Raw genomic sequence first — 20,875 nt, 5'->3', positions numbered from 1 at the left:
GAATTTAAAAAAGCTGCCGCCTGCAAAATACAGACAGCAGCTTCAACAAGTTGCCTAGGCTTTTTTAAAATGTCCTTTACAAGGGGTACATTTTAAATTTCCGGTAGCCTCTTTTTTGTTATATTCAATGCCTTTTTAGTCTTCCATGGATGATAAATCGCCGGTTGGCAAATCTAATTCCCAAGCTTTCAAGACGCGACGCATGATCTTACCGCTCCTTGTTTTAGGAAGCTTATCACGGAATTCTATTTCCCTTGGTGCCGCATGGGCTGCTAAACCAAGTTTAACAAATTGGCGTATTTCATCGATTAACCCATCGTTAGCCTCATATCCGTCACGAAGGGCGATAAAAGCTTTAATAATCTCGCCACGGACAGGATCTGGCTTTCCGATGACACCTGCTTCTGCAACGGCCGGATGCTCAAGTAGCTTACTTTCCACCTCAAATGGACCGACCCGTTCCCCAGCCGTCATAATGACATCATCCACACGACCTTGAAACCAGAAATACCCCTCTTCATCCATAAAAGCTGAATCCCCTGAAACATACCAGTCACCTGGCATAAAGTAAGATTCAAATTTCGATTCATTATTCCAGATGGTCTTCATCATGGAAGGCCAGCCTTTTTTAATAGCAAGGTTCCCCATTCGATGCGGAGGCAGCACCTTTCCTTGATCATCCACGATAGCCGCTTCCACTCCAGGAATCGGTTTGCCCATCGAACCTGGTTTGATTTCCAAACAAGGGTAATTACAGATGAGTTGGGCGCCAGTCTCCGTCATCCACCAAGTATCATGTATACGGCGATCGAATACTTTCATTCCCCACCGTACTACTTCCGGATTCAAAGGTTCACCAACGCTCAAGACATGACGAAGTGACTGTAAATCGAAACGTTTGACGATCTCGTCACCTGCACCCATCAACATCCTGAAGGCAGTCGGTGCACTATACCAGACGGTAACTCCAAATTCCTCTAGGGTCTTGTACCAGGATTCCGGCTTGAAACGTCCACCTACGACCACATTCGAGGTACCAGTCAGCCACGGTCCGAAGATACCGTAAGACGTCCCTGTCACCCATCCAGGATCCGCTGTGCACCAATATACATCATCTTCCTGCAGATCAAGGACCCACTTTGCCGTTTGATAATGTTGAATCATCGCATTGTGTACATGGAGCACTCCTTTCGGCTTCCCTGTAGACCCGGATGTGTAATGAAGGATGAGTCCATCTTCACGGTCCACCCATACCGTTGCAAAATGTTTATCTGCTTCTTTCAATTGTTTATTAAAGTCATAATATTTCCCTTCTTCTTCGATGTTCTCTCCGACTAGGAAAATATGTTTCAAATGGCGCAGCTCGTCTACCGGCACACGTGGCAACAATTCGGGAGTCGTCACCAAAACGCTTGCTTCACTGTCTTCAAGACGATCTCGTACCGCACCTTCCATAAACGCTTCAAATAAAGGGCCGACGACAGCTCCAGTCTTAATGGCACCGAGTAACGAGAAATAAAGTTCCGGAGACCGAGGCATGAAAATGAAAACGCGGTCGCCCTTTTCTACATTAGCAATGTTTTGGAGCACATTTGCCGCCTGGTTTGAATATTCTTTCATTTCCTTAAAGGTATACTTTTCATTTCTCTTTTCATCTTTAAAATAAAGGGCAATTTTGTTTTCTCTGTAGGTTTCAGCATGTCGGTCAATCGCTTCATAAGCCAAGTTCACTTTTCCCGTTTCAGACCAGGAGAATTCCTTTTCCGTTTCAGACCAGTCAAATTGCTTGTACTTTTCGTCGTAATTTACTAAATTATACTTACCCTCCACTACTGGCAGCGCTTTCAAGTTCATACAAAAATCCCCCTTCATTTTGCTATATGCCTTTTATTATAGAACAAAAAGGTATTTTTCTCAATTTTTAAAATACTTACCTTTTAAATGAATTGAGGAAAATATTTCTTGTATTTTTTGATAAATCAGGATGATTCTTGGTATAGTTAGTCTGAATTGTACTTTTACAATTCAGGCTTTAGAGATAACTGTAACAAAAGGTTCAAATATAAAAGGAGTTTTTAAAATCTTGCCACATATTTTTATGTATAATTCAGGTAAGAATTCCATTTGTTTGGATGAGTATACAAGATTACTATTTTACTAGGGCGGTGAAGGAATGGAATATAGCAAGACCTATTATACAAAGGAACTTCAAACATCAAGCGGAACACTCCTCATTGAAGGGCCTCTTACCGGTGAAATGATGGCCGCTTACGAGTTTCATGATGACTTGGTCGCCTTTCGTCCTCCCGCTTTACAGCATAAGGCATTGATTGAAATTGCCGATCTTCCAGAGGGACGGATCTTTATAGCCCGAGAGGAACAGACCATCGTTGGTTATGTAACATATCTATACCCCGATCCATTAGAGCGCTGGTCAGAAATCAAGATGGATGACCTGATTGAGCTGGGTGCGATTGAAGTCATTCCTAAATATCGCGGTGCAGCTGTGGGAAAGAATTTAGTTCGTCTGTCTACAGAGGATGATTCGGTAGAAGATTTCATTATCATCACGACTGAATATTATTGGCATTGGGATTTAAGGGGTACAGGTTTGAATGTTTGGGACTATCGAAAAGTCATGGAAAAAATGATGAGTGCTGGTGGCCTGGTTTATTATGCTACGGATGACCCGGAAATCAGTTCACATCCAGCCAACTGCTTGATGGCACGCATAGGAAAAAGAGTGCCAAGGGAATCTATCGAAAAGTTTGACCAATTACGTTTCATGAATCGTTTTATGTATTAAAGAGGCAAATATAGAGGAGGAACTACGTATGATTGTTGAAAAAATAATGAATGAAGATGTCATTGCATTGACTCCAACAGATACAATTCATAGTGCTGTCTTAATCCTTAAAGAGAAACGAATTCGCCATATTCCGATTGTCGATGACAGCTTTCACCTCGTCGGATTAGTTAGTGACCGTGACATACGGGACGCTTCCCCTTCCATTTTCCGCACAGAAGAATACAAAAAAGATTTAGAAAAACAACTGGGTAGTATCATGAGGACCGATATCATCACTGGGCACCCCCTCGATTTTGTTGAAGAAATCGGTGCCGTATTTTGTGAAAATAACATAAGCTGCCTTCCCATCTTGAAGGAAAAAAGGTTAGTAGGCATCATAACCGGAACTGATTTGCTTCGTTCTTTCGTTGAACTTACGGGAGTCAATCAGCCCGGTTCTCAAATTGAAATCAAAATCCCCAATAAGGCGGGAACACTCCATGACATTGCTCATATTTTCAAAAATCGCAAGGCAAACATCCTGAGCACCCTTGTATATCCTGAAAAAGATGAAGCCGATCACAAGATACTCGTTGTCCGCGTACAAACCATGAATCCGTTTACGGTAGTGGAAGACTTAAAGAAAGAAGGCTATACCGTTCTTTGGCCTAGTCTGCCGGGTTTTTCTCATGACTGATAAATCTCTATTCGTCTATTCCGATGAATTACTGACCTATAAATTCAATGACGAGCATCCATTCAACCAAAAGCGACTTCAACTAACGCTAGACCTTCTAAAAAAACACCATGCCATCAGTGAAGATCAAATCATCAAACCGCGAATGGCGACAGACGAAGAACTGGAACTGGTTCATGACCACCATTATGTAAACGCTGTCAGGTTGGCAGGTCAAGGAAAGCTTCTTCCTGAAAAAGCTGAAAACTATGGGCTGGGTACTGAAGACACCCCCATCTTTCCAAATATGCATGAAGCAAGCGCCATGCTAGTTGGTGGCACCCTTACAGCCGTTGATGCCGTCATGACCGGCCAATCCCTCCATGCACTAAACCTTGGTGGGGGGCTCCATCATGGTTTTCGGGGCAAAGCTTCAGGATTTTGCATTTATAATGATAGCTCGGTCGCCATTAAATACCTACAAAAGAAATATGGTGCACGCGTCCTGTATGTCGATACGGATGCCCATCATGGGGACGGCGTCCAATGGTCTTTTTATGATGACCCTGAAGTCTGCACTCTTTCTATTCATGAGACAGGACGCTACTTGTTTCCCGGTACAGGCAATATCAATGAACGGGGTCAAGGAAAAGGGTACGGCTATTCCTTCAACATCCCCGTGGATGCCTTCACGGAAGATGAATCCTGGCTTGAATGCTATGCAGCAGCATTTCAAGAAGTCGTTGAATTTTTCAAGCCGGACGTCATATTAACACAAAATGGTGCCGATTCTCATTATTATGATCCGCTTACTCACTTGTCAGCAACCATGAATATCTATAGGGAAATACCTAAATTAGCACATGAAATGGCCCATAAGTATTGCGAGGGTCGCTGGATTGCCGTTGGGGGCGGTGGATATGATATATGGCGCGTCGTACCAAGAGCCTGGTCTAGGGTCTGGCTCGAAATGACCAACAATGATATATCTGGGCCCCTATCAAGGGAATGGATCGATACATGGCAGCCAGAAGCTCCTGTGACCCTTCCAATTGAGTGGGATGACCTACAGGATATATATGAACCCATTCCTAGAAAATCAGCCATAACGGAAAAGAATGCCCAAACGCTCGAAAAAGCACTCTATCCCATCCGTTCTGCTAAACAAACATCAACAAGCAATACGGATGACTAAATGGTCGAACCTTGATTGGATTACGCATTTACCCCATTTAAAAGAGAGTGCCCATATGGACACTCTCTAACTGATTATTTCGTTGATTGACGTTTTTCAATCCGGTGCGGCAGTATTACCTTTTCCTGACCCTCTACCAATTCTTGGTTCATCAATTTAGTTAGCAACCTCATGGATACAGCCCCAATATCATACAAAGGCTGTACGACGGTCGTAATCTGCGGGCGAACCATCAGGGTTAACCTTGTATTGTCAAAGCTGATTACCTCAAAGTCTTCTGGTACATTAAAACCTTTGTCCTGAGCGGCGTGTACGATGCCAAGGGCCATTTCATCCGTTCCGACAATGATCGCTGTCGGTCTCTCTTCGGCTTCAAGAAACTTATCAAAGGATTCAATACCTGAATCATATGTATAATCACCTTCAACCACATAGCTCTCATTAAAGGGAAGCCCCGCTTCTTTCAACCCCCGTTTGTAACCGGTTAATTTCATTTCATTAATAGGAGCGGATAGATTACCCGTTACATATCCAATTAGCTTGTGACCATTTTTCGCGAAGGACATAACAGCATCGAATGCAGCCGCTTCATAGTCAATATTGACTGATGGTACTTGCCCGCTTTCTTCGACAGATCCTGCCAATACGATTGGTACCGGTGAATTCTTAAACTCTTTTACATGCTCTTCCGTAATGTTTCCGCTCATAAATACGATACCATCCACTTGTTTGCCCAACATCGTATTCAACAGATGAAATTCCTTATCTATATTCTCATCAGAACTGCTTAAAATGATATTGTATTTATACATGGACGCTATATCTTCAATACCACGAGCCAGTTCCGCAAAAAAGATGCTCGAAATATCCGGGATGATAACTCCTACTGTCGTTGTCTTCTTGCTAGCTAGTCCACGCGCCACTGCGTTAGGACGATACCCTAACCGGCTAATCACATCTGCTACTTTCTTTCTTGTTGCAGGCTTAACATTCGGATTCCCGTTTACTACGCGAGAAACGGTGGCCATCGAAACATTTGCTTCGCGTGCCACATCATAAATAGTTATGTTATTCATTATTTAATTCCTCCACTTTGTTTCATTTTTTCCAATAAAGCATCAAATATTTCAAAGAAGATTCTTTTATACGCATTTTTCTTATACGGAAGATCTATATAGGAATGATCAGACTACAATGCAGTCCATTTCTTTTAAAGTAATCTTTCATATTTTATACGAGTAACGCTTTCATTGACATCTTCATTATGTATGATCCTAATTCAGAACAGTCCTCATCTTGTTACTTATCATACGATAGTAGAATCTTTCCTGCAATCCAATAGTGCCTATTTCAGGACTTTTTCTGCAAAAACAAGCATTTTACCATTAAAAAAAGCCCTTGCCAAGATGGCAAGGGCCGAATGAATATATTTTTTAAATATTCTCTCTTAAACTGTAACCCAATTCAATCGTTTAATTTCGTTGTAGAAATCGTCGAATTGTTTGAAGTCCATCTGCTGTGCAGAATCAGATAATGCAACGGAAGGGTCTGGATGAACTTCCGCCATGACTCCATCCGCACCGATTGCAAGAGCTGCTTTTGCCGTTGGTAACAGAAGGTCACGTCGTCCAGTAGAATGGGTCACATCCACCATGACTGGTAAGTGAGTCTCTTGTTTCAATATTGGAACAGCAGAGATATCAAGAGTATTTCTTGTTGCTTTTTCATATGTACGGATTCCACGTTCACATAGAATGATGTTTCCATTCCCCTGTGACATGATGTATTCCGCCGCATGAATGAATTCTTCGATTGTAGCTGCAAGTCCGCGTTTTAGAAGAACCGGTTTATTTACAGCACCTGCCGCTTTCAATAAATCGAAGTTTTGCATGTTACGCGCACCGATTTGGATGACATCGATATGATCAATCGCTGCTTCAATGTCATTCGCGCTTACGATTTCACTGATGACTGCCAAACCATATTCATCGGCAACACGCTTAAGGATCTGTAATCCTTCTAGACCAAGTCCTTGGAAATCATATGGAGATGTACGTGGTTTATATGCACCACCACGCATAAGCTTCAGGCCTTTTGCTTTGATGACTTCAGCAACTGCAGCCGTTTGTTCGTAAGATTCCACAGCACATGGACCGAATACAAAACTAGGAATGCCATTCCCGACAAGTTCTCCTTTGATGTCGATGATTGTATCTTCCGGTTTTTGTTTTCTAGAAACAAGAAGTGTCCTCTTCTGATCATCTTTTTGAAGTTCTAAGCCCAATTTAAAGATTTCCTTGAAAATATGTTTAATCGAACCAAGGTCAAGAGGGCCTTCATGATTTGCTTCGATAAGATCCAACATTGTTCTTTCACGGACTGGATCGTAGCGGTTTACACCCTGTTTTTCTTTAACGCGGCCAATTTCTTGCACTATTCCTGCCCGTTGATTAATCAGTTGTAATAACTGAAGGTTTACATCATCCAATTGATTACGTAATCCATCAAGCTCTTTGTTGCTCATTCCAAATCCATCCCTTCGTTTTTTAAAATATCAACGATTTTACGATAAAAACTCGCACTTTAGACCTGTTCGAATTTTCACTCATTTCAATCGATAATTTAAGCTATAAAATTTTAATAATAAATCATGTATAATAAAAACAATTATAAATGAAATCTTTATAAATGTCACTACTTTTTTCTTTAATAATTAAACGCTTTTCAGCACTAAAGTATAAATTACATATAAAGAAGGTGTTACTATGCACGAAAAACTGTTTGCCTTAGACATTGGAACGCGTTCCGTTGTTGGAATTATATTAGAAAAAGAACAGGAAAGCTATAATATAATCGATATTTTATCAGAAGAACACTCAGAGCGCGCCATGCTCGACGGGCAAATCCACGATGTATTAGCGGTAGCCAAGGTCATTTCTCACATTAAGGATAAACTGGAGGAAACGCACGGTCCTTTAAGTCAGGTTTCCGTCGCCGCAGCCGGAAGGGCATTAAAAACGGAACGGGCGAAGACGTCCATCGATATAGTTGGCAAACCGATGTTGACGCATGATGATGTCCTCCATCTCGAATTTAGTGCTGTCCAGGAAGCACAGGCCATCGTAGCTGAACAATCGGACTCCCAATCCACTTATTATTGTGTTGGTTATTCGGTTTTATACTATCGCCTGGATGGACAGGAAATCGGAAGTCTGATTGATCAGAGCGGCGCAGAAGCGTCTGTTGAAATCATCGCCACTTTCCTTCCAAAGGTCGTCGTGGAATCCCTTTTGGCTGCCTTAAAAAGATCTGGTTTGGAGATGCAGGCTCTTACTCTGGAGCCAATCGCTGCAATCAATGTCCTGATTCCCCCGTCCATGCGCCGCTTGAATGTTGCATTGGTCGATATAGGTGCAGGGACATCCGATATTGCCTTGACAGATTCAGGAACCATCATAGCTTACGGAATGGTCCCGATTGCCGGGGATGAAATCACCGAGGCCATCAGTGACCACCTTCTCCTTGATTTCCCGCATGCGGAAAAAGCGAAAAGGGAACTACTGGGGCAGGATTCAATAACAGTCACCGATATCCTTGGATTTTCAACTGAACTTGCTAGCCGTGAAATCATCGAGAACATTCATCCTGCACTCGATAGATTGGCAGAAGCCATCAGTTCAGAAATTCTTGCCTTGAATAATGAAAGCTCACCAAAAGCTGTCATGCTTGTCGGAGGTGGGAGCCAGACACCTGATTTGTGTCGACTTTTAGCTGAAAAATTAAACTTACCTAGTAACCGAGTCGCAATCCGTGACACCGAGGCTATCCAGAACCTTCGCATATCAACTACCATCCAGAAAGGGCCTGAATTGGTCACGCCGATTGGCATTGCCATTGCCGCCGATAAAAATCCAATTCAGTACTTGAGTATCACTGTTGACGGCCACCCTATCCGTTTGTTTGATATGAAACAAACATCAGTAGGTGATTGCCTCCTCACTGCGGGTATAAAGATGAGTCATTTATATGGAAAACCGGGCATGGCTAAAATCGTACATATCAATGGAAACCAAATTACCCTTCCCGGAAAACACGGAAAAAGAGCGGTCATTACTTTAAACGGCGTGGAAGCTTCCTTGGACGATACAGTGAAGAATGGAGACATCATCGCAACCTCAAAAGGGGAAGATGGTGAGCCGGCCGTTTTACGTATACTCGACGTACTGGATGATATCCCTAGAAAAAAAGTGATTCTTAACGGTACAGAGTATACCATTGAGGCTTCCATCACAAGAAACGGGAAAGCAGCGGCCGTTCATGAATTGATTGAAGATCATGACCAAATATTTTGCCGTATGCCCGCAACAATCCTAGAGTTGGTCAAAGAGCTTCACCTATCCGAACTGCTCTCTTGCCTTGAACCATTTTCTATTAAATTAAATGGAAAACCTGTTCAGCTTCCCTCTTGGATTGGGGAACTCAGTAAAAATGGACTTGCAACTAAACTATCGTATACCTTTGAAGATGCTGATGAAATTGAACTGATCAATCCGCCCCTTCCTACACTAAACGATGTAATGGAAGCTCTGCAGATTGAGGAAACCTTCAACATCCCTGTTTTTTTTGAAGGTAAACAAGTCATCCTCACCAAGAAACTGACCGAAATCCGTCGAGGCGACGAACCATTAAAGGAAACGGACATCATTCAACCAAATGATGATCTTACAATAATTGAACGTAAAGTGGAACCGTTTATTTTCCAGGACCTTTTCCGCCATGTGGAAATCTCCATGCCTACAGCAGGAAATAGCCGCTTCATCCTCCTTAAAAATGAGCAGGAAACTACTTTTTACGATAAAATATCTCCTGGTGATCAATTAAAAATCCTTTGGCCTACCAATATTTAATGCGGCTGTTCTTATGTGAACAAGCCTGATCATCCAAAAAAAAAGAGGCAGAAATGTTGTTCATCAACGTTTCTGCCTCTCACTATTTATTCACCTGCGGATAAACAGCCCCATAAAACTTATTTAGAAATCACTTTGTCCAAAGAGTCATATGTAATGCGCCAGTGGGAATCATTCCATGCAGGCTTTCCATTTTTAAAAAGAATAGCTTGTGGTGATTGATGTTTGATTTCATAGGTTTCAGCTATATGGTTGGAAAGCGGACGCGCTTCTTGCACGGCTAAGTAGGCCGTTTTAACCTGTGGGTGCTCTGCGACGTATTTTTGATAGTGATCAAAAGCCTCTGCGCTTACTGGGCAAGTTAGGCTATGCTTAAAAAGTAAAAACATATCCTCTTCCACAAGCTTATTGAATTGTTCTTCTGTTTCGATTTTAGTGATTGTCATGTGTGTTGACCCCTTTCGTTTCATAAAAAAAGACGATGAAGGTATCTTACCACTTCATCGTCCTTTTTAAAAATTTTCAGCATACCTTCGCAATCAACGAGCGACTAAACCATCCATTATTTTTTTAATTTATTTTCCGTTTCATCGAAAGCTTTTTTTGCTTCATCCAGTTTTAATTTGGCTGTATTTTTGTTACCGCTAGTTGGATCTGCTTGAGTAGTTTTTGACTTATTGTCTTTACCATCAGGCATATTAGTTTCCACGGCTACAATTTTTGAATCGGAAGTTCCCGTTACATCAATATCCTTATTGCTAGAGTTTGTTGTATCATCAGCTGCATCGCCATTTTCGTCTTTTCCTGTTTTTAGGTTCTTCACTTTATTGACGATATCTGAAGATTTACTAGAAACCAATTCAGTGACTGTTCCTGTTTTTTCTTTAGCGGTATCAGCCAATACTGTTCCTTTTTCCATCGCAGCTTGTCTTAGCTTCTCTGTTTTTTCGGAAAGGCTCTTAGTTTTCTCAGAAAGGCTCTTAGCTTGCTCATTGAAGTCACTTCTTAATTCCTTACCTGTCTTCGGAGCCATGAATAAAGCTGTAGCCGCCCCGATCATTCCGCCGATTAAGGCACCAATCATAAAATCCTTTGAATTGATCGAATCGCGAGCTTCCTCATATGATTTTTGATATTCGCTTGTAGGATATTCTTTTTGAGTCATGTAACATTCCCCTTTCGATTTTCAGTTTTTTTTATTAACCTGGATGTTAAGACCTAGAACGTAAAAATCTTTTTTTAGGTAAGTTATCAGTTTCTAGCGCTTCTCTTTCTATCTCTGCCTTTTCATAGGCAGTGGGGGCAGATTGTTTATTTCTCATTTTCCATTTATCCCGAATTTCCATTGCCACGTTACTCCATTGAACAATTTGGGAAATTCGTTCTTGATTGTTATCGATTTCTGCTTGTACTTTATTAGAAACCTTTTGGACAGATGTATTAAAGCTAGAGATGGAAGTCCCTACATCCTTCACTGCATCCACCACTGTGTTTAGGTTTTCAGATTTCTGTTGCAAGTCTTCAGCTAACGAGTTTGTTTTATGTAGTAACTGGGTAGTTTCAACCGTTATGCCTTGCATTTGGCCTTCAAGTCCTGTAAGCGTCCGGGCAACGCTGTCCAAGGTAGTTTGTAATGATGTAAGTACCTTTGTTAAGAAGATAACAAGGACCAAGAAAGCTATTGCTACAACTGCAGCACTTACGTATAATATGATCTCCATTGGAACACCTCCGAAAAAATCGACATATTTAGTATCTGTTTAGTTATTAATTACCCCTTCCTTATTATTATAAACGTTTTTTTTTATTCGATATACCCTATCAATACCTGTTCTGGTAATTATTTTGACAATTATAAGAACTCTAGATGAAATTCCAGTAGTAAATCAGGTATGATAGAACCATACAACTAAAATAATGGAGGTATTCTACATGAAAGATCCTAGAATCGAAAAACTTGCACACAATTTGATAAATTATTCTGTGAAACTACAAAAAGGTGAAAAAATCTTAATTGAAAACTTTGGTTTGCAGCGTGAACTTGTTAATGCTCTTGTAAAAGAAGCCTATGCAGCTAATGGGTACCCATTCGTCCTCTTAAAGGACCATCAGGTGGACCGTGCCTTGTTGATGGGAGCTCAGGAAGAACAATACAAGATGATGGGTGAATTCGAAGCGAACGTGATGAGCCAGATGGATGCTTATATCGGGCTTCGTGCCGGGGACAATATCAATGAGCAATCCGACGTTCCTGCAGATAAAGTGTCACTCCACGGTCAAACGATCGGAAAAGTACATAAAAACATCCGCGTACCGAAAACTAAGTGGGTTGTGCTTCGTTACCCGACAAATTCTATGGCTCAATTGGCCAAAATGAGTACGGAAGCATTCGAAGATTTCTACTTCGAAGTCTGCAACCTCGACTATGGCAAGATGAGCGATGCCATGGATAGCCTTGTGACCTTAATGGATAAAACAGATAAAGTCCGCTTAACAGGTCCCGGAACAGACTTATCCTTCTCCATTAAAGACATTAAAGCGATTAAATGTGCTGGTGAAATGAATATTCCTGATGGTGAGGTCTACACGGCACCCGTTAAGGATTCGATTAATGGAGTAATTTCCTACAATACCCCATCTCCTTACCAGGGTTTTACTTTTGAAAACGTGAAGTTAACATTCAAGGATGGGAAGATTGTTGATGCGGTGGCCAATGATACTGAACGCATCAACAAAATCTTTGATACAGATGAAGGCGCACGATATGTGGGTGAATTTGCGATTGGTGTCAATCCTTATATTCTACATCCAATGCAAGATATCCTCTTTGATGAAAAAATTGATGGAAGTTTCCATTTCACACCGGGACAATGTTACGATGATGCCTTCAATGGCAACCACTCAAACATCCACTGGGATTTAGTTAACATCCAACGCCCTGAATACGGTGGAGGGGAAATCTACTTTGATGATGTACTGATTCGTAAAGATGGACGCTTTGTCATACCAGAGCTTGAATCACTAAATCCAGAAAATTTAAAATGACTTGAATCACCAAAAGTCTCGAATTGCATAAAAAATGACCAACCCGATAATCAGGTTGGTCGTTTTTTATTTAACCTGCAGTGACTCCTCATAGGCCGCCTGGAATTTTTGAATATCCCCTGCACCCATGAATAATACCACACTATTTTTATGTTTTTGCAATTGTGCTGTTGTTTCCTCCGTAATAAGCTCGGCACCAGGAATTTTCTCCTGAAGATCTTCAATCGATAACTTTCCATGATGTTCACGGGCTGATCCAAAGATTTCACATAAGTATACTTTATCAGCTAGGTTCAAGCTGTCAGCAAACTCATCCAGAAATGCTTGCGTTCTTGAGAATGTATGTGGTTGGAAGACCGCTACAATTTCACGCTCTGGATATTTTTGTCGTGCTGAGTCAACGGTTGCTGAGATCTCAGTTGGGTGATGTGCATAATCATCAATGATGATTTGACCTTCAATTTCCTTTTCAGAGAATCGGCGTTTTACGCCACCAAAGGTCAGTAACTGAGCTTTCACGGCTTCCGTATCCAAGTTTTCATATTTACAAAGTGCTATCACGCCTAAAGCATTCAACACACTGTGCTTACCAAAAGTAGGAATGGTGAATGTATCATAATACGTATTTCTTACATTCACATCGAATGTAGTCCCCTCTGGAGTCACTGTAACATTTTTTGCTTGAAAATCGTTTCCTTCCGTAAATCCGTAGAAAATGACCGGCACTTTTGCTTGGATCTGCGGTAAATGCTCATCATCTCCGCAAGCAATGATTCCTTTGCTGACCTGAAGAGCCATTGTTTGGAATGCTTCAAAGACATCTTCCACATTCGCATAATAATCTGGATGGTCAAAGTCAATGTTCGTCATGATGGCATAATCCGGATAATAAGAAAGGAAATGACGGCGATATTCACATGCTTCGAATACGAAGTAAGTAGAATCCACGATTCCTTTTCCCGTTCCATCCCCAATTAGGTAAGATGTTGGTTTTGCACCACCCATAACATGGGCCAACAAGCCTGTCGTTGAGGTTTTACCATGTGCCCCAGTAACGGCCACACTCGTAAAGGTTTTCATGAAATCACCAAGGAAACGGTGATAACGGATAACTGGTAAACCAAGTTCCATCGCCTTCACGATTTCTGGATGGGAATCCGGGAACGCATTACCTGCAATGATGGTCATGCCTGGTTGAATGTTTTCCTCATTGAAAGGAAGGATTTTAATACCAGCTTTTTCTAACGCTATTTGTGTAAAGAATTCTTTTTCATAGTCGGAACCTTGCACTTGAATATTCATATCATGCAATATTTGAGCAAGAGCACTCATTCCCGAACCTTTAATACCTACAAAATGGTAAGCAGTCATATAACGAACCTCCACCAATCGTCTATCTGTATGACAGTATATGACGTCATCTTTTATTTGTTTTTCATTACGAAACTTGCCCGAACTGTGATTTTCGCCTAGGTTTTATACGTAATTTTTATATTAATCATCGACAAAAATATATTATATCATCTTTTTAACCATTCATCCATGTCAGGGAGATGCCAATTTATCAAATCATTGGCTTTTCCACTCCCTAGGCTGAAAAATTGTGATTTCGCCCTTTACATTATATACAGAATCCTATTGTTAGGTTCTCTTAATTCACGTGTAAAAATTCAAGTTCTTCCTCTGTGATCAATACATCACGGGGCCTGCTACCCCTTGATTCAGAGACCACGCCCTGCTGTTCCATCATTTCTATTAAACGGGCTGCACGGTTGTATCCCACCCGGAAACGCCTTTGGACACTGGAAGCAGAAGCAGCTTGCTGATGGACGACAAATTCACATGCCTCGAAGAACAACTCATCCGCTTCTTCTGTAACTTGAGCACGGTTCAACAGGTCTTCTTGCTCAAATAAGTACTTTGGTTTCTGTTCCAATTTAACATGATTGACTACTTGATCAATTTCTTCATCACTCACAAATGTTCCTTGTAGACGCACAGTCTTTGACGAACCGTTCTCTGCAAATAACATATCCCCTCTTCCCAAGAGTTTTTCTGCCCCGCCACTATCGATGATGGTACGTGAGTCGACTTGGGAAGAAACCGAAAAAGCGATTCGTGTCGGGATATTGGCTTTGATTAAACCTGTGATGACATCGACAGACGGACGCTGAGTCGCCACAATTAAATGGATACCACAAGCGCGGGCTTTCTGGGCAATGCGGCAGATTGCTTCCTCGACATCTGCCGGGGACATCATCATTAAATCGGCCAATTCATCAATGATGACTAAAATATAAGGAAGCTTATTGGAATATTGTCCAGCTTTTTCAGCTTGATCATTAAAACGGCTGATATCCCTGACGCCCGCATGGACAAATAGCTCATACCGTCGTTCCATTTCCTCGACTGCCCATTTTAAAGCCGCTGTTGCCGCCTTAACATCCGTAATGACCGGACTGACCAAATGGGGAATTTGGTTATAAGGAGCAAGCTCGACCATTTTCGGATCGATTAACAGCAATTTCAGTTCCTGTGGCGTAGCTTTATACAGCAAACTCACCAACATCGTATTGATACAAACGCTTTTCCCCGATCCCGTTTGACCTGCGATCAGACCATGCGGCATCTTTCTTAAATCCGTTATGATTGGTTGACCTGATATATCCAATCCCAGTGCGACGGCGAGCGGAGATTCATGCTCTTGAAACTCAGTACTCTCCAAAACCTCACGCAAAAATACCGGCTTACTCTTCCTGTTCGGAATTTCAATGCCGATGGTATGCTTACCTGGAATCGGAGCTTCCATTCGCATATCCTGAGCCGCTAAACTTAACTTGATATCATCCATGAGGTTCGTGACTTTATTCACTTTCACACCCGGTTCCGGATGGACCTCGAAACGAGTGACCGCCGGACCTTGTGTCACATTCACGACTTTTGCCCGGACATTGAAGTTTTTCAGTGTCTCGTCCAGCAAGACGGTCTGTTCTTCGAGCCACTCATCATCATGCTCTGCATAAGTGGGTGGCGTCAATAATTCGATTTTCGGGAATACATAATAAGGAGTTTCTTCTTCTTCCAAAGGCTCAATTGGTTCCGCAATGGCTGGCTTATCTTCCATGACCTCGCGGGCAATCACCGCTTCTTTTTCCTCGAACTCCATATCGGTCACTTCAGGAATACTCTTCGAAACGGGTGCTTCGTTCGTCTCTACTGATGATTCATCTGATGAATCATCCAAATACTCACGGTTCATCGTCATTACGGGTTCATAATGTGGTTCTTCGGTCTTTTGCGGTTCAGTTGAATCACTATGTTGAATGGCATCTCCTACAACCTGCACTTCTGTAGCAACCGGAGCAGGTTCGTCTTTCTCCATTTCCCTTGTTGTTTCAGTCTTTTCAGCAGGCTTCCTATCAACCAAGACTACTCCCCTCTCTGTTTCAGGGCTTTTTTTTTCCGCTTTGAAACTATTTAGGAAAGTGGTTTTTTCACGGTCCTGTTTTAACATCATCACATTGAATGGAATATGCTTCTTCTTACTTCTGGGTAGCTCTTCCATTTCTGGTTTCGTTTCTTCCAGGACAGGTGCATCGGTCGCTTGCTCCTCGACATATGACGGTTTAGCTATATCAGTTGAAACGTCATCAGGAGTTACAACGGGTTCCATTATGCCAACCGCCACTTCCTGACCAAACTCCACCCGACTCGTTCCCGGTTGGACAACATCCTGATTTACAGGTTGTTCTCCTACAGATACTTCCGGAGCACCTGGGGTTCCCTCTGGATCATTTTCCATATCCCGGCGTGTATAGGCTGGAATCTCAGAAATAACCTCTTCCTTTCTTTCTTCTATTTGTTCTGGTACAAGAACGGAAGGTTCAAAGGTTAATTCCTCGTAAGGAGCTTCATTTATATCGTTTGGGATATACGTTTGAACCTCAGGCGCTTCTTTTTTAAGAACAGGAAATTTGCTCTCCAATTCATATTCAACTGATTTGACCACTTTTTTTTCAGGCCTACGAAATCCATAAACAGGTGAAGGGATTTCTGTCGGTCGGAATGGTGTATTAGATGGTACTATTTTCTGTGTAGCTATACGTTCGGCATTCTTTCGTTTCAGTTCTGAATTCTGCGCAGGCCTTTTTGATTCATACGACTCTTTTTCCTGCTTATGTTCCCACTCATCTTTTCTTTTTTCCCGAGGTTTTCGCTCACGTTTTTCCTTATCCGGTATCAGAGGAAACTTAAATTCCCCTTTGGGATATTGAAACAGGATTTTCGTATCCGGTTCCTTCATCTGAGTCATTTTTGCTACCGTTTGATTATACGCTTCAATTTCTTCTTTCTTCGTTTTCGGAAGTTTGGAAAAATCCATACTCTTTAGAGTCTCTTCATCAATTGGTTCATCTATGATTATTTCTTCAATCTCAATAATTTCTTCTGCTTGGAACCACTTTTTCATCTTATTTAGCCATTTCAAAACTATCACTCTTTCCACTATCTGAAGTTATGTAACTAATTCTACCAGTAATTTTTAAAATATCGAGAGAAATTAAATGGAATAGGGATATGTATGTATTTTTTTGAAAATTCTCTCAAAAGTCATCCCATTTTCACATAACTCTTATCCTATTAAACCCCTTCTGAAAAGAGTTTAAACGCATTCTATTAAAATAGTCTACTATTTAAATAAAACACCTCTGTTAAACAGAGTTTACAAAGAGATTAAGTTTTAATACAAGATAGTATATCCCCCTACAAAAGGACACGTCTTAAAGCAAAAAAAGACCCCTGCCGAGTTGGATATCGATCCAACAGACAGGAGCCATACTTTCTTATTGTTCACGTTTTTTATTTTTACCCATAATGAAGATCGGTTCCAACTCGTCTTCCTCATAGAGGAAGGATAATGCGGTTATTGGGACGTGGCCGCTAGCAAAGAAGCTCATCGCCATTTGTGCGAGCACGTCATAGCCTGTCTCATTTTGAATATCGGCAATGATAATGACATCTTGGTGCGGAATGGCCACAGCCATGGTCCCGGAAATCTGTTCCTTCATTTCACGAAGCCATGATTCATTAAGAATTCGGCTCGCATCATAGCCATCATTTGTATTCAAAAAGTGAAAAGTGTTACCCGCAACGACATCCGACTTCACTTTAGTCGTAAGGGAGCGTACATTGAAACGGGCAATCTCACGAATCCGGTCTCCCTGCCAATTTTCACGCTGAAGCATTTTTTCATCGATCAGTCGATAGGTTTTCCCCAAATCCAGTGCATAAAAAACCCGTGTTTCGGCAGTATGATCGTCGAATAAAAAAGGATTACCCTCTTCTGCCTCCATTGGGAAAGAAGTTGATCGGATAACAGGGAAGATGAATTTCTCCTTCCCTTCCATGCTATGCTCTTCTCCCATTACATTCAGTGCCTCATCCACATAATAGACGATTTCATCAATGGCCTTTTCTTGAATATTTTCGTAATTTGCAAGTACAGGCGGAAGTTCAACCGTTATGCCTTTGCCGGTCTTTGTATTATCAATTCGCAACGTGTCCTTTTTGCTATCGAATGCGAATGTACGATTTTCATCCGCCAAGCGTTCCTTTAAGATGTTTTTCAACTTTTTGCTATCCATTTTCATGGTTGACCCTCCTATCCATTGAAAAATCCCCTAAGGAAGGGGACTTGTCATTATAATGATTGAATGAATTCTTCGATTTGTTCTTGGGTCTTACGGTCCCTGCTCACATATCTGCCAAGTTCTTTACCGTTTTCGTATCCGATAAAGCTCGGGATTCCAAATACATCATTAGCGGCGCATACATCAATGAATTTATCACGATCTACATGAATGAACGTGAATTCAGGAAATTTTGCTTCTATTTCCGGTAAAATTGGTTCGATCACTCGGCAATCTCCACACCATGTTGCCGAGAAAAGGAAAATATGTTTCCCTTCATTTTTTAATACATCGTATTGTTCCACAGTTTGTAAGTTTTCCATCTACATTTACCTCCAGCTCTATATATCCATCATGTTATTTTATATTTACATCATACCAGACTCCGAATCAATCAACCATTAATACGGATTCTAAGGGAACACAAAAGGTCCGGCAAGGTTAATCCGGACCTTTTCTCATTTTTGTGGTACAGATGAGACGATTTTCATCATTTTCTCCGCTTCTTTTTTCAAATTTTCCGAGCTTGTCTCCGTTGTCATCTTGACTCCCCCACTTCCTACAGCAAGCTCATATTTTTCTTCTGCTGACTCAATAATCGAAAGGAAACCGAATTTATCATCAGTCTGAAAGGACTCGAGTACTAAATAATCGGTTTGCTGTTCCTTTGCCGTCAAGAATAATCGTGAGCTGTCACTATTTTCGTTTGGGTTAACGAACAATATATAGGCCTGATTACCACGTTTCAGAATTAAATTATTATCATGTTCCTCTTCTATTTTGAATTTTTTAGGTAGATTCACCTTTATTCGGCCCACTTCTGTATTCGGTTGCAGCGCTTCATTACGAAAAACTGATACCGTAGCCTTCACAGCTTTCTCAATCTGCCCTTCATTTCCAGAACAACCCGCCATCAGTAAGCACATTAGAAAGACTAATAGAAATTTCTTTGGGGGCGGGACGCTCAAGATGCTCCCCTCCTTTGGCAAAAAATCAACTTACATTTACTTATATCCTAATTTATGAAAACCATCCATTTTCTTAAAACATGATACAATGTAAGCAAATTAGACACTAAGGAGGATCATCATGAAATTAACGGTTTATCTTGCTGGAGAAATCCATTCAAATTGGAGAAGCGAATTAAAAGAAAAGGCAGTTGCCTTAAAGCTACCGTTGGAATTTGTCGGGCCAATGGAAAATCATGAACGCTCCGATAATATCGGGGAGGATATTCTGGGGAGTCAGCCTTCTCCTATCTTAAAAGATGCTGCTGCTTCTCAAATCAACAATTTACGTACAGGCCTAATGATGAAGCAAGCTGATCTTGTCATCACGCTATTTGGTGAAAAGTATAAGCAGTGGAATACTGCCATGGATGCAAGCACCGCCATCTCACTTGGCAAACCCCTTATCCTGATTCGCCCTGAATTGCACCACCACGCCCTTAAAGAACTATCCGAAAAAGCAAGCGTCACGGTCGAGTCCGTGAACCAAGCTCTAAAGGTACTGTCTTATATATTTGAAGAAGGAAAGTAAACCTTCACTACCGAAATTCACTTTCTCATCGCTCCCGTCTTATAGAGTGCTTATCACATTTATAAAAAAAGGCTTGCAGGATACACTTTTCCACAAGCCTTTTTTTATCTATTTAATTGGAATCCAAATCTCGGAGTAATAATCGGCGGCTGTAGAATCCTCATCGGCGTACACTTCCAATTCAGGTGTCCCGGCATGTTCATAGCCGCTTGTCGGGAACCATTCCGAAAAGATTTGTTTCCAAACCTTGTGCATGGCCTCAGGCATTGGGCCATTGACCTCGAAGACAACCCACTTGGAAGTTGGTATCATCATTACTGAAAACTCTTTGGGGACCCTCCCGTCAGACTCCGTCGCTATCCAGTACTCCATTGAACCCTTATGTTCCTTTTCTGAGCTAGCGTCACACACGCCTAGCAATCCTTTTATTCGGCCATTGTTTAACTTTCCTAAGCGATCGCTGGTACCGTCCGAATTCACCTCGTCCCAAAGCTTCGGAATTCCAATTAGGTTTCCTTCGTTCTCTAATAAAAATTCCCGCTTGATCCCCATCACACGAAAGGAATCTCTTTCAATGATATTATACTTCATCGGTTCCGCCCCTTTTAGAACCACCTGGATAACCAGGCGTTCATAGAATGTCAGCTTTCCCATATACTTTCGGGCTTCGCTTGGAGGTACTCCATGCTGCCGGCGAAAAGCTTTTGAAAAAGCCTCGGGAGTGTCATAGCCATACTTATAGGCTACATCAATGACCTTGCCATTGGTGCTTACCAGCTCCTGGGCAGCCAAAGTCAATCTACGGCGCCTGATGTATTCTCCAACGGATATCTCCGTCAAGATGGTGAACGTCCGCTGAAAATGAAAAGCTGAAGCATTCGCCTGACAGGAAATGTCCTCGATGGTCAAGTCCTCGAGCAAATGCTCCTCTAAATAGTCGATGGCCTTTTGAATGGATTCAACCCACCCCATATGGCTTTCCCCTCCCTTGTTTTCTATATTACCAGCGCCGATATCCTAAAATCCTGTCAATGTATG

Annotated in this window: 18 protein-coding genes; 6 read left to right on the top strand and 12 right to left on the bottom strand. The window is 41.6% G+C overall.

The window, feature by feature from the left end; translation table 11 throughout:
• Positions 1-135: 135 nt before the first annotated feature.
• Entirely contained in the window at positions 136-1,854 is a 1,719-nt protein-coding gene (acsA, locus tag ACQKL5_RS19575) for an acetate--CoA ligase (protein WP_427610541.1), read from the bottom strand.
• A gap of 319 nt (positions 1,855-2,173) precedes the next feature.
• Here acsA and ACQKL5_RS19570 point away from each other — a divergent pair, with 319 nt between their 5' ends.
• The 3 genes from ACQKL5_RS19570 to ACQKL5_RS19560 are packed head-to-tail and all read left to right on the top strand — an operon-like array spanning position 2,174 to position 4,659.
• On the top strand, positions 2,174-2,806 hold the full coding sequence (locus ACQKL5_RS19570; protein ID WP_427610540.1) for a GNAT family N-acetyltransferase: 633 nt from the start codon (positions 2,174-2,176) through the stop codon (positions 2,804-2,806).
• A 28-nt stretch (positions 2,807-2,834) separates the two neighbouring features.
• Complete coding sequence (locus tag ACQKL5_RS19565; protein WP_427610539.1) at positions 2,835-3,485, top strand: acetoin utilization AcuB family protein; 651 nt, start codon at positions 2,835-2,837, stop codon at positions 3,483-3,485.
• Positions 3,478-4,659: an acetoin utilization protein AcuC gene (locus ACQKL5_RS19560; protein WP_427610538.1), complete on the top strand. Its 1,182-nt coding sequence runs from the start codon at positions 3,478-3,480 to the stop codon at positions 4,657-4,659. Before ACQKL5_RS19565 ends, ACQKL5_RS19560 begins: the two co-directional genes overlap by 8 nt.
• 74 nt (positions 4,660-4,733) lie before the next feature.
• Here ACQKL5_RS19560 and ccpA read toward each other — a convergent pair whose 3' ends face one another.
• On the bottom strand, positions 4,734-5,735 hold the full coding sequence (ccpA, locus tag ACQKL5_RS19555; RefSeq protein ID WP_427610537.1) for a catabolite control protein A: 1,002 nt from the start codon (positions 5,733-5,735) through the stop codon (positions 4,734-4,736).
• Positions 5,736-6,106: 371 nt separating this feature from the next.
• The gene (locus ACQKL5_RS19550) at positions 6,107-7,183 is read right to left on the bottom strand and encodes a bifunctional 3-deoxy-7-phosphoheptulonate synthase/chorismate mutase (protein ID WP_427610536.1); all 1,077 of its coding nucleotides are present in this window, start codon (positions 7,181-7,183) and stop codon (positions 6,107-6,109) included.
• A gap of 241 nt (positions 7,184-7,424) precedes the next feature.
• Between ACQKL5_RS19550 and ACQKL5_RS19545 the strand changes: the two genes are divergently transcribed.
• On the top strand, positions 7,425-9,566 hold the full coding sequence (locus ACQKL5_RS19545; protein WP_427610535.1) for a cell division protein FtsA: 2,142 nt from the start codon (positions 7,425-7,427) through the stop codon (positions 9,564-9,566).
• Between the two features lie 119 nt (positions 9,567-9,685).
• Here the strand turns inward: ACQKL5_RS19545 and ytxJ are convergent, their stop codons facing one another.
• From ytxJ to ACQKL5_RS19530, 3 genes are all read right to left on the bottom strand, one after another.
• A complete protein-coding gene (gene ytxJ / locus ACQKL5_RS19540) occupies positions 9,686-10,012 on the bottom strand; it encodes a bacillithiol system redox-active protein YtxJ (RefSeq protein ID WP_427610534.1) in 327 nt (108 codons plus the stop codon).
• A 116-nt stretch (positions 10,013-10,128) separates the two neighbouring features.
• A complete protein-coding gene (locus tag ACQKL5_RS19535; RefSeq protein ID WP_427610533.1) occupies positions 10,129-10,731 on the bottom strand; it encodes a YtxH domain-containing protein in 603 nt (200 codons plus the stop codon).
• A gap of 46 nt (positions 10,732-10,777) precedes the next feature.
• Entirely contained in the window at positions 10,778-11,287 is a 510-nt protein-coding gene (locus ACQKL5_RS19530) for a DUF948 domain-containing protein (RefSeq protein ID WP_427610532.1), read from the bottom strand.
• 211 nt (positions 11,288-11,498) lie between these two features.
• Here ACQKL5_RS19530 and ACQKL5_RS19525 point away from each other — a divergent pair, with 211 nt between their 5' ends.
• The gene (locus ACQKL5_RS19525; protein WP_427610531.1) at positions 11,499-12,611 is read left to right on the top strand and encodes an aminopeptidase; all 1,113 of its coding nucleotides are present in this window, start codon (positions 11,499-11,501) and stop codon (positions 12,609-12,611) included.
• Between the two features lie 66 nt (positions 12,612-12,677).
• On the opposite strand, the gene murC is transcribed toward ACQKL5_RS19525, so the two are convergent.
• From murC to ACQKL5_RS19500, 5 genes are all read right to left on the bottom strand, one after another.
• A complete protein-coding gene (gene murC, locus ACQKL5_RS19520; protein WP_427610530.1) occupies positions 12,678-13,982 on the bottom strand; it encodes a UDP-N-acetylmuramate--L-alanine ligase in 1,305 nt (434 codons plus the stop codon).
• Between the two features lie 280 nt (positions 13,983-14,262).
• A complete protein-coding gene (locus ACQKL5_RS19515) occupies positions 14,263-17,079 on the bottom strand; it encodes a DNA translocase FtsK (protein WP_427610529.1) in 2,817 nt (938 codons plus the stop codon).
• A gap of 373 nt (positions 17,080-17,452) precedes the next feature.
• Complete coding sequence (locus ACQKL5_RS19510) at positions 17,453-18,253, bottom strand: DUF1444 domain-containing protein (RefSeq protein WP_427610545.1); 801 nt, start codon at positions 18,251-18,253, stop codon at positions 17,453-17,455.
• Positions 18,254-18,309: 56 nt separating this feature from the next.
• The gene (locus tag ACQKL5_RS19505) at positions 18,310-18,621 is read right to left on the bottom strand and encodes a thioredoxin family protein (RefSeq protein WP_427610528.1); all 312 of its coding nucleotides are present in this window, start codon (positions 18,619-18,621) and stop codon (positions 18,310-18,312) included.
• A gap of 135 nt (positions 18,622-18,756) precedes the next feature.
• The gene (locus tag ACQKL5_RS19500; RefSeq protein WP_427610527.1) at positions 18,757-19,266 is read right to left on the bottom strand and encodes a hypothetical protein; all 510 of its coding nucleotides are present in this window, start codon (positions 19,264-19,266) and stop codon (positions 18,757-18,759) included.
• A 121-nt stretch (positions 19,267-19,387) separates the two neighbouring features.
• Here ACQKL5_RS19500 and ACQKL5_RS19495 point away from each other — a divergent pair, with 121 nt between their 5' ends.
• Positions 19,388-19,837 carry a YtoQ family protein gene (locus ACQKL5_RS19495; RefSeq protein WP_427610526.1) on the top strand — a complete coding sequence of 150 codons (450 nt, stop codon included), beginning with the start codon at positions 19,388-19,390 and terminating at the stop codon, positions 19,835-19,837.
• A gap of 108 nt (positions 19,838-19,945) precedes the next feature.
• On the opposite strand, the gene ACQKL5_RS19490 is transcribed toward ACQKL5_RS19495, so the two are convergent.
• A complete protein-coding gene (locus ACQKL5_RS19490; protein ID WP_427610525.1) occupies positions 19,946-20,809 on the bottom strand; it encodes an AraC family transcriptional regulator in 864 nt (287 codons plus the stop codon).
• Positions 20,810-20,875 lie beyond the last annotated feature (66 nt).

It is taken from the genome of Peribacillus sp. NPDC097675 (assembly GCF_050277655.1).
Classification (GTDB): domain Bacteria; phylum Bacillota; class Bacilli; order Bacillales; family DSM-1321; genus Peribacillus.
The sequence above is the reverse complement of the archived record's forward strand: the minus strand, read 5'-3'. Positions and strand labels throughout refer to the sequence as shown.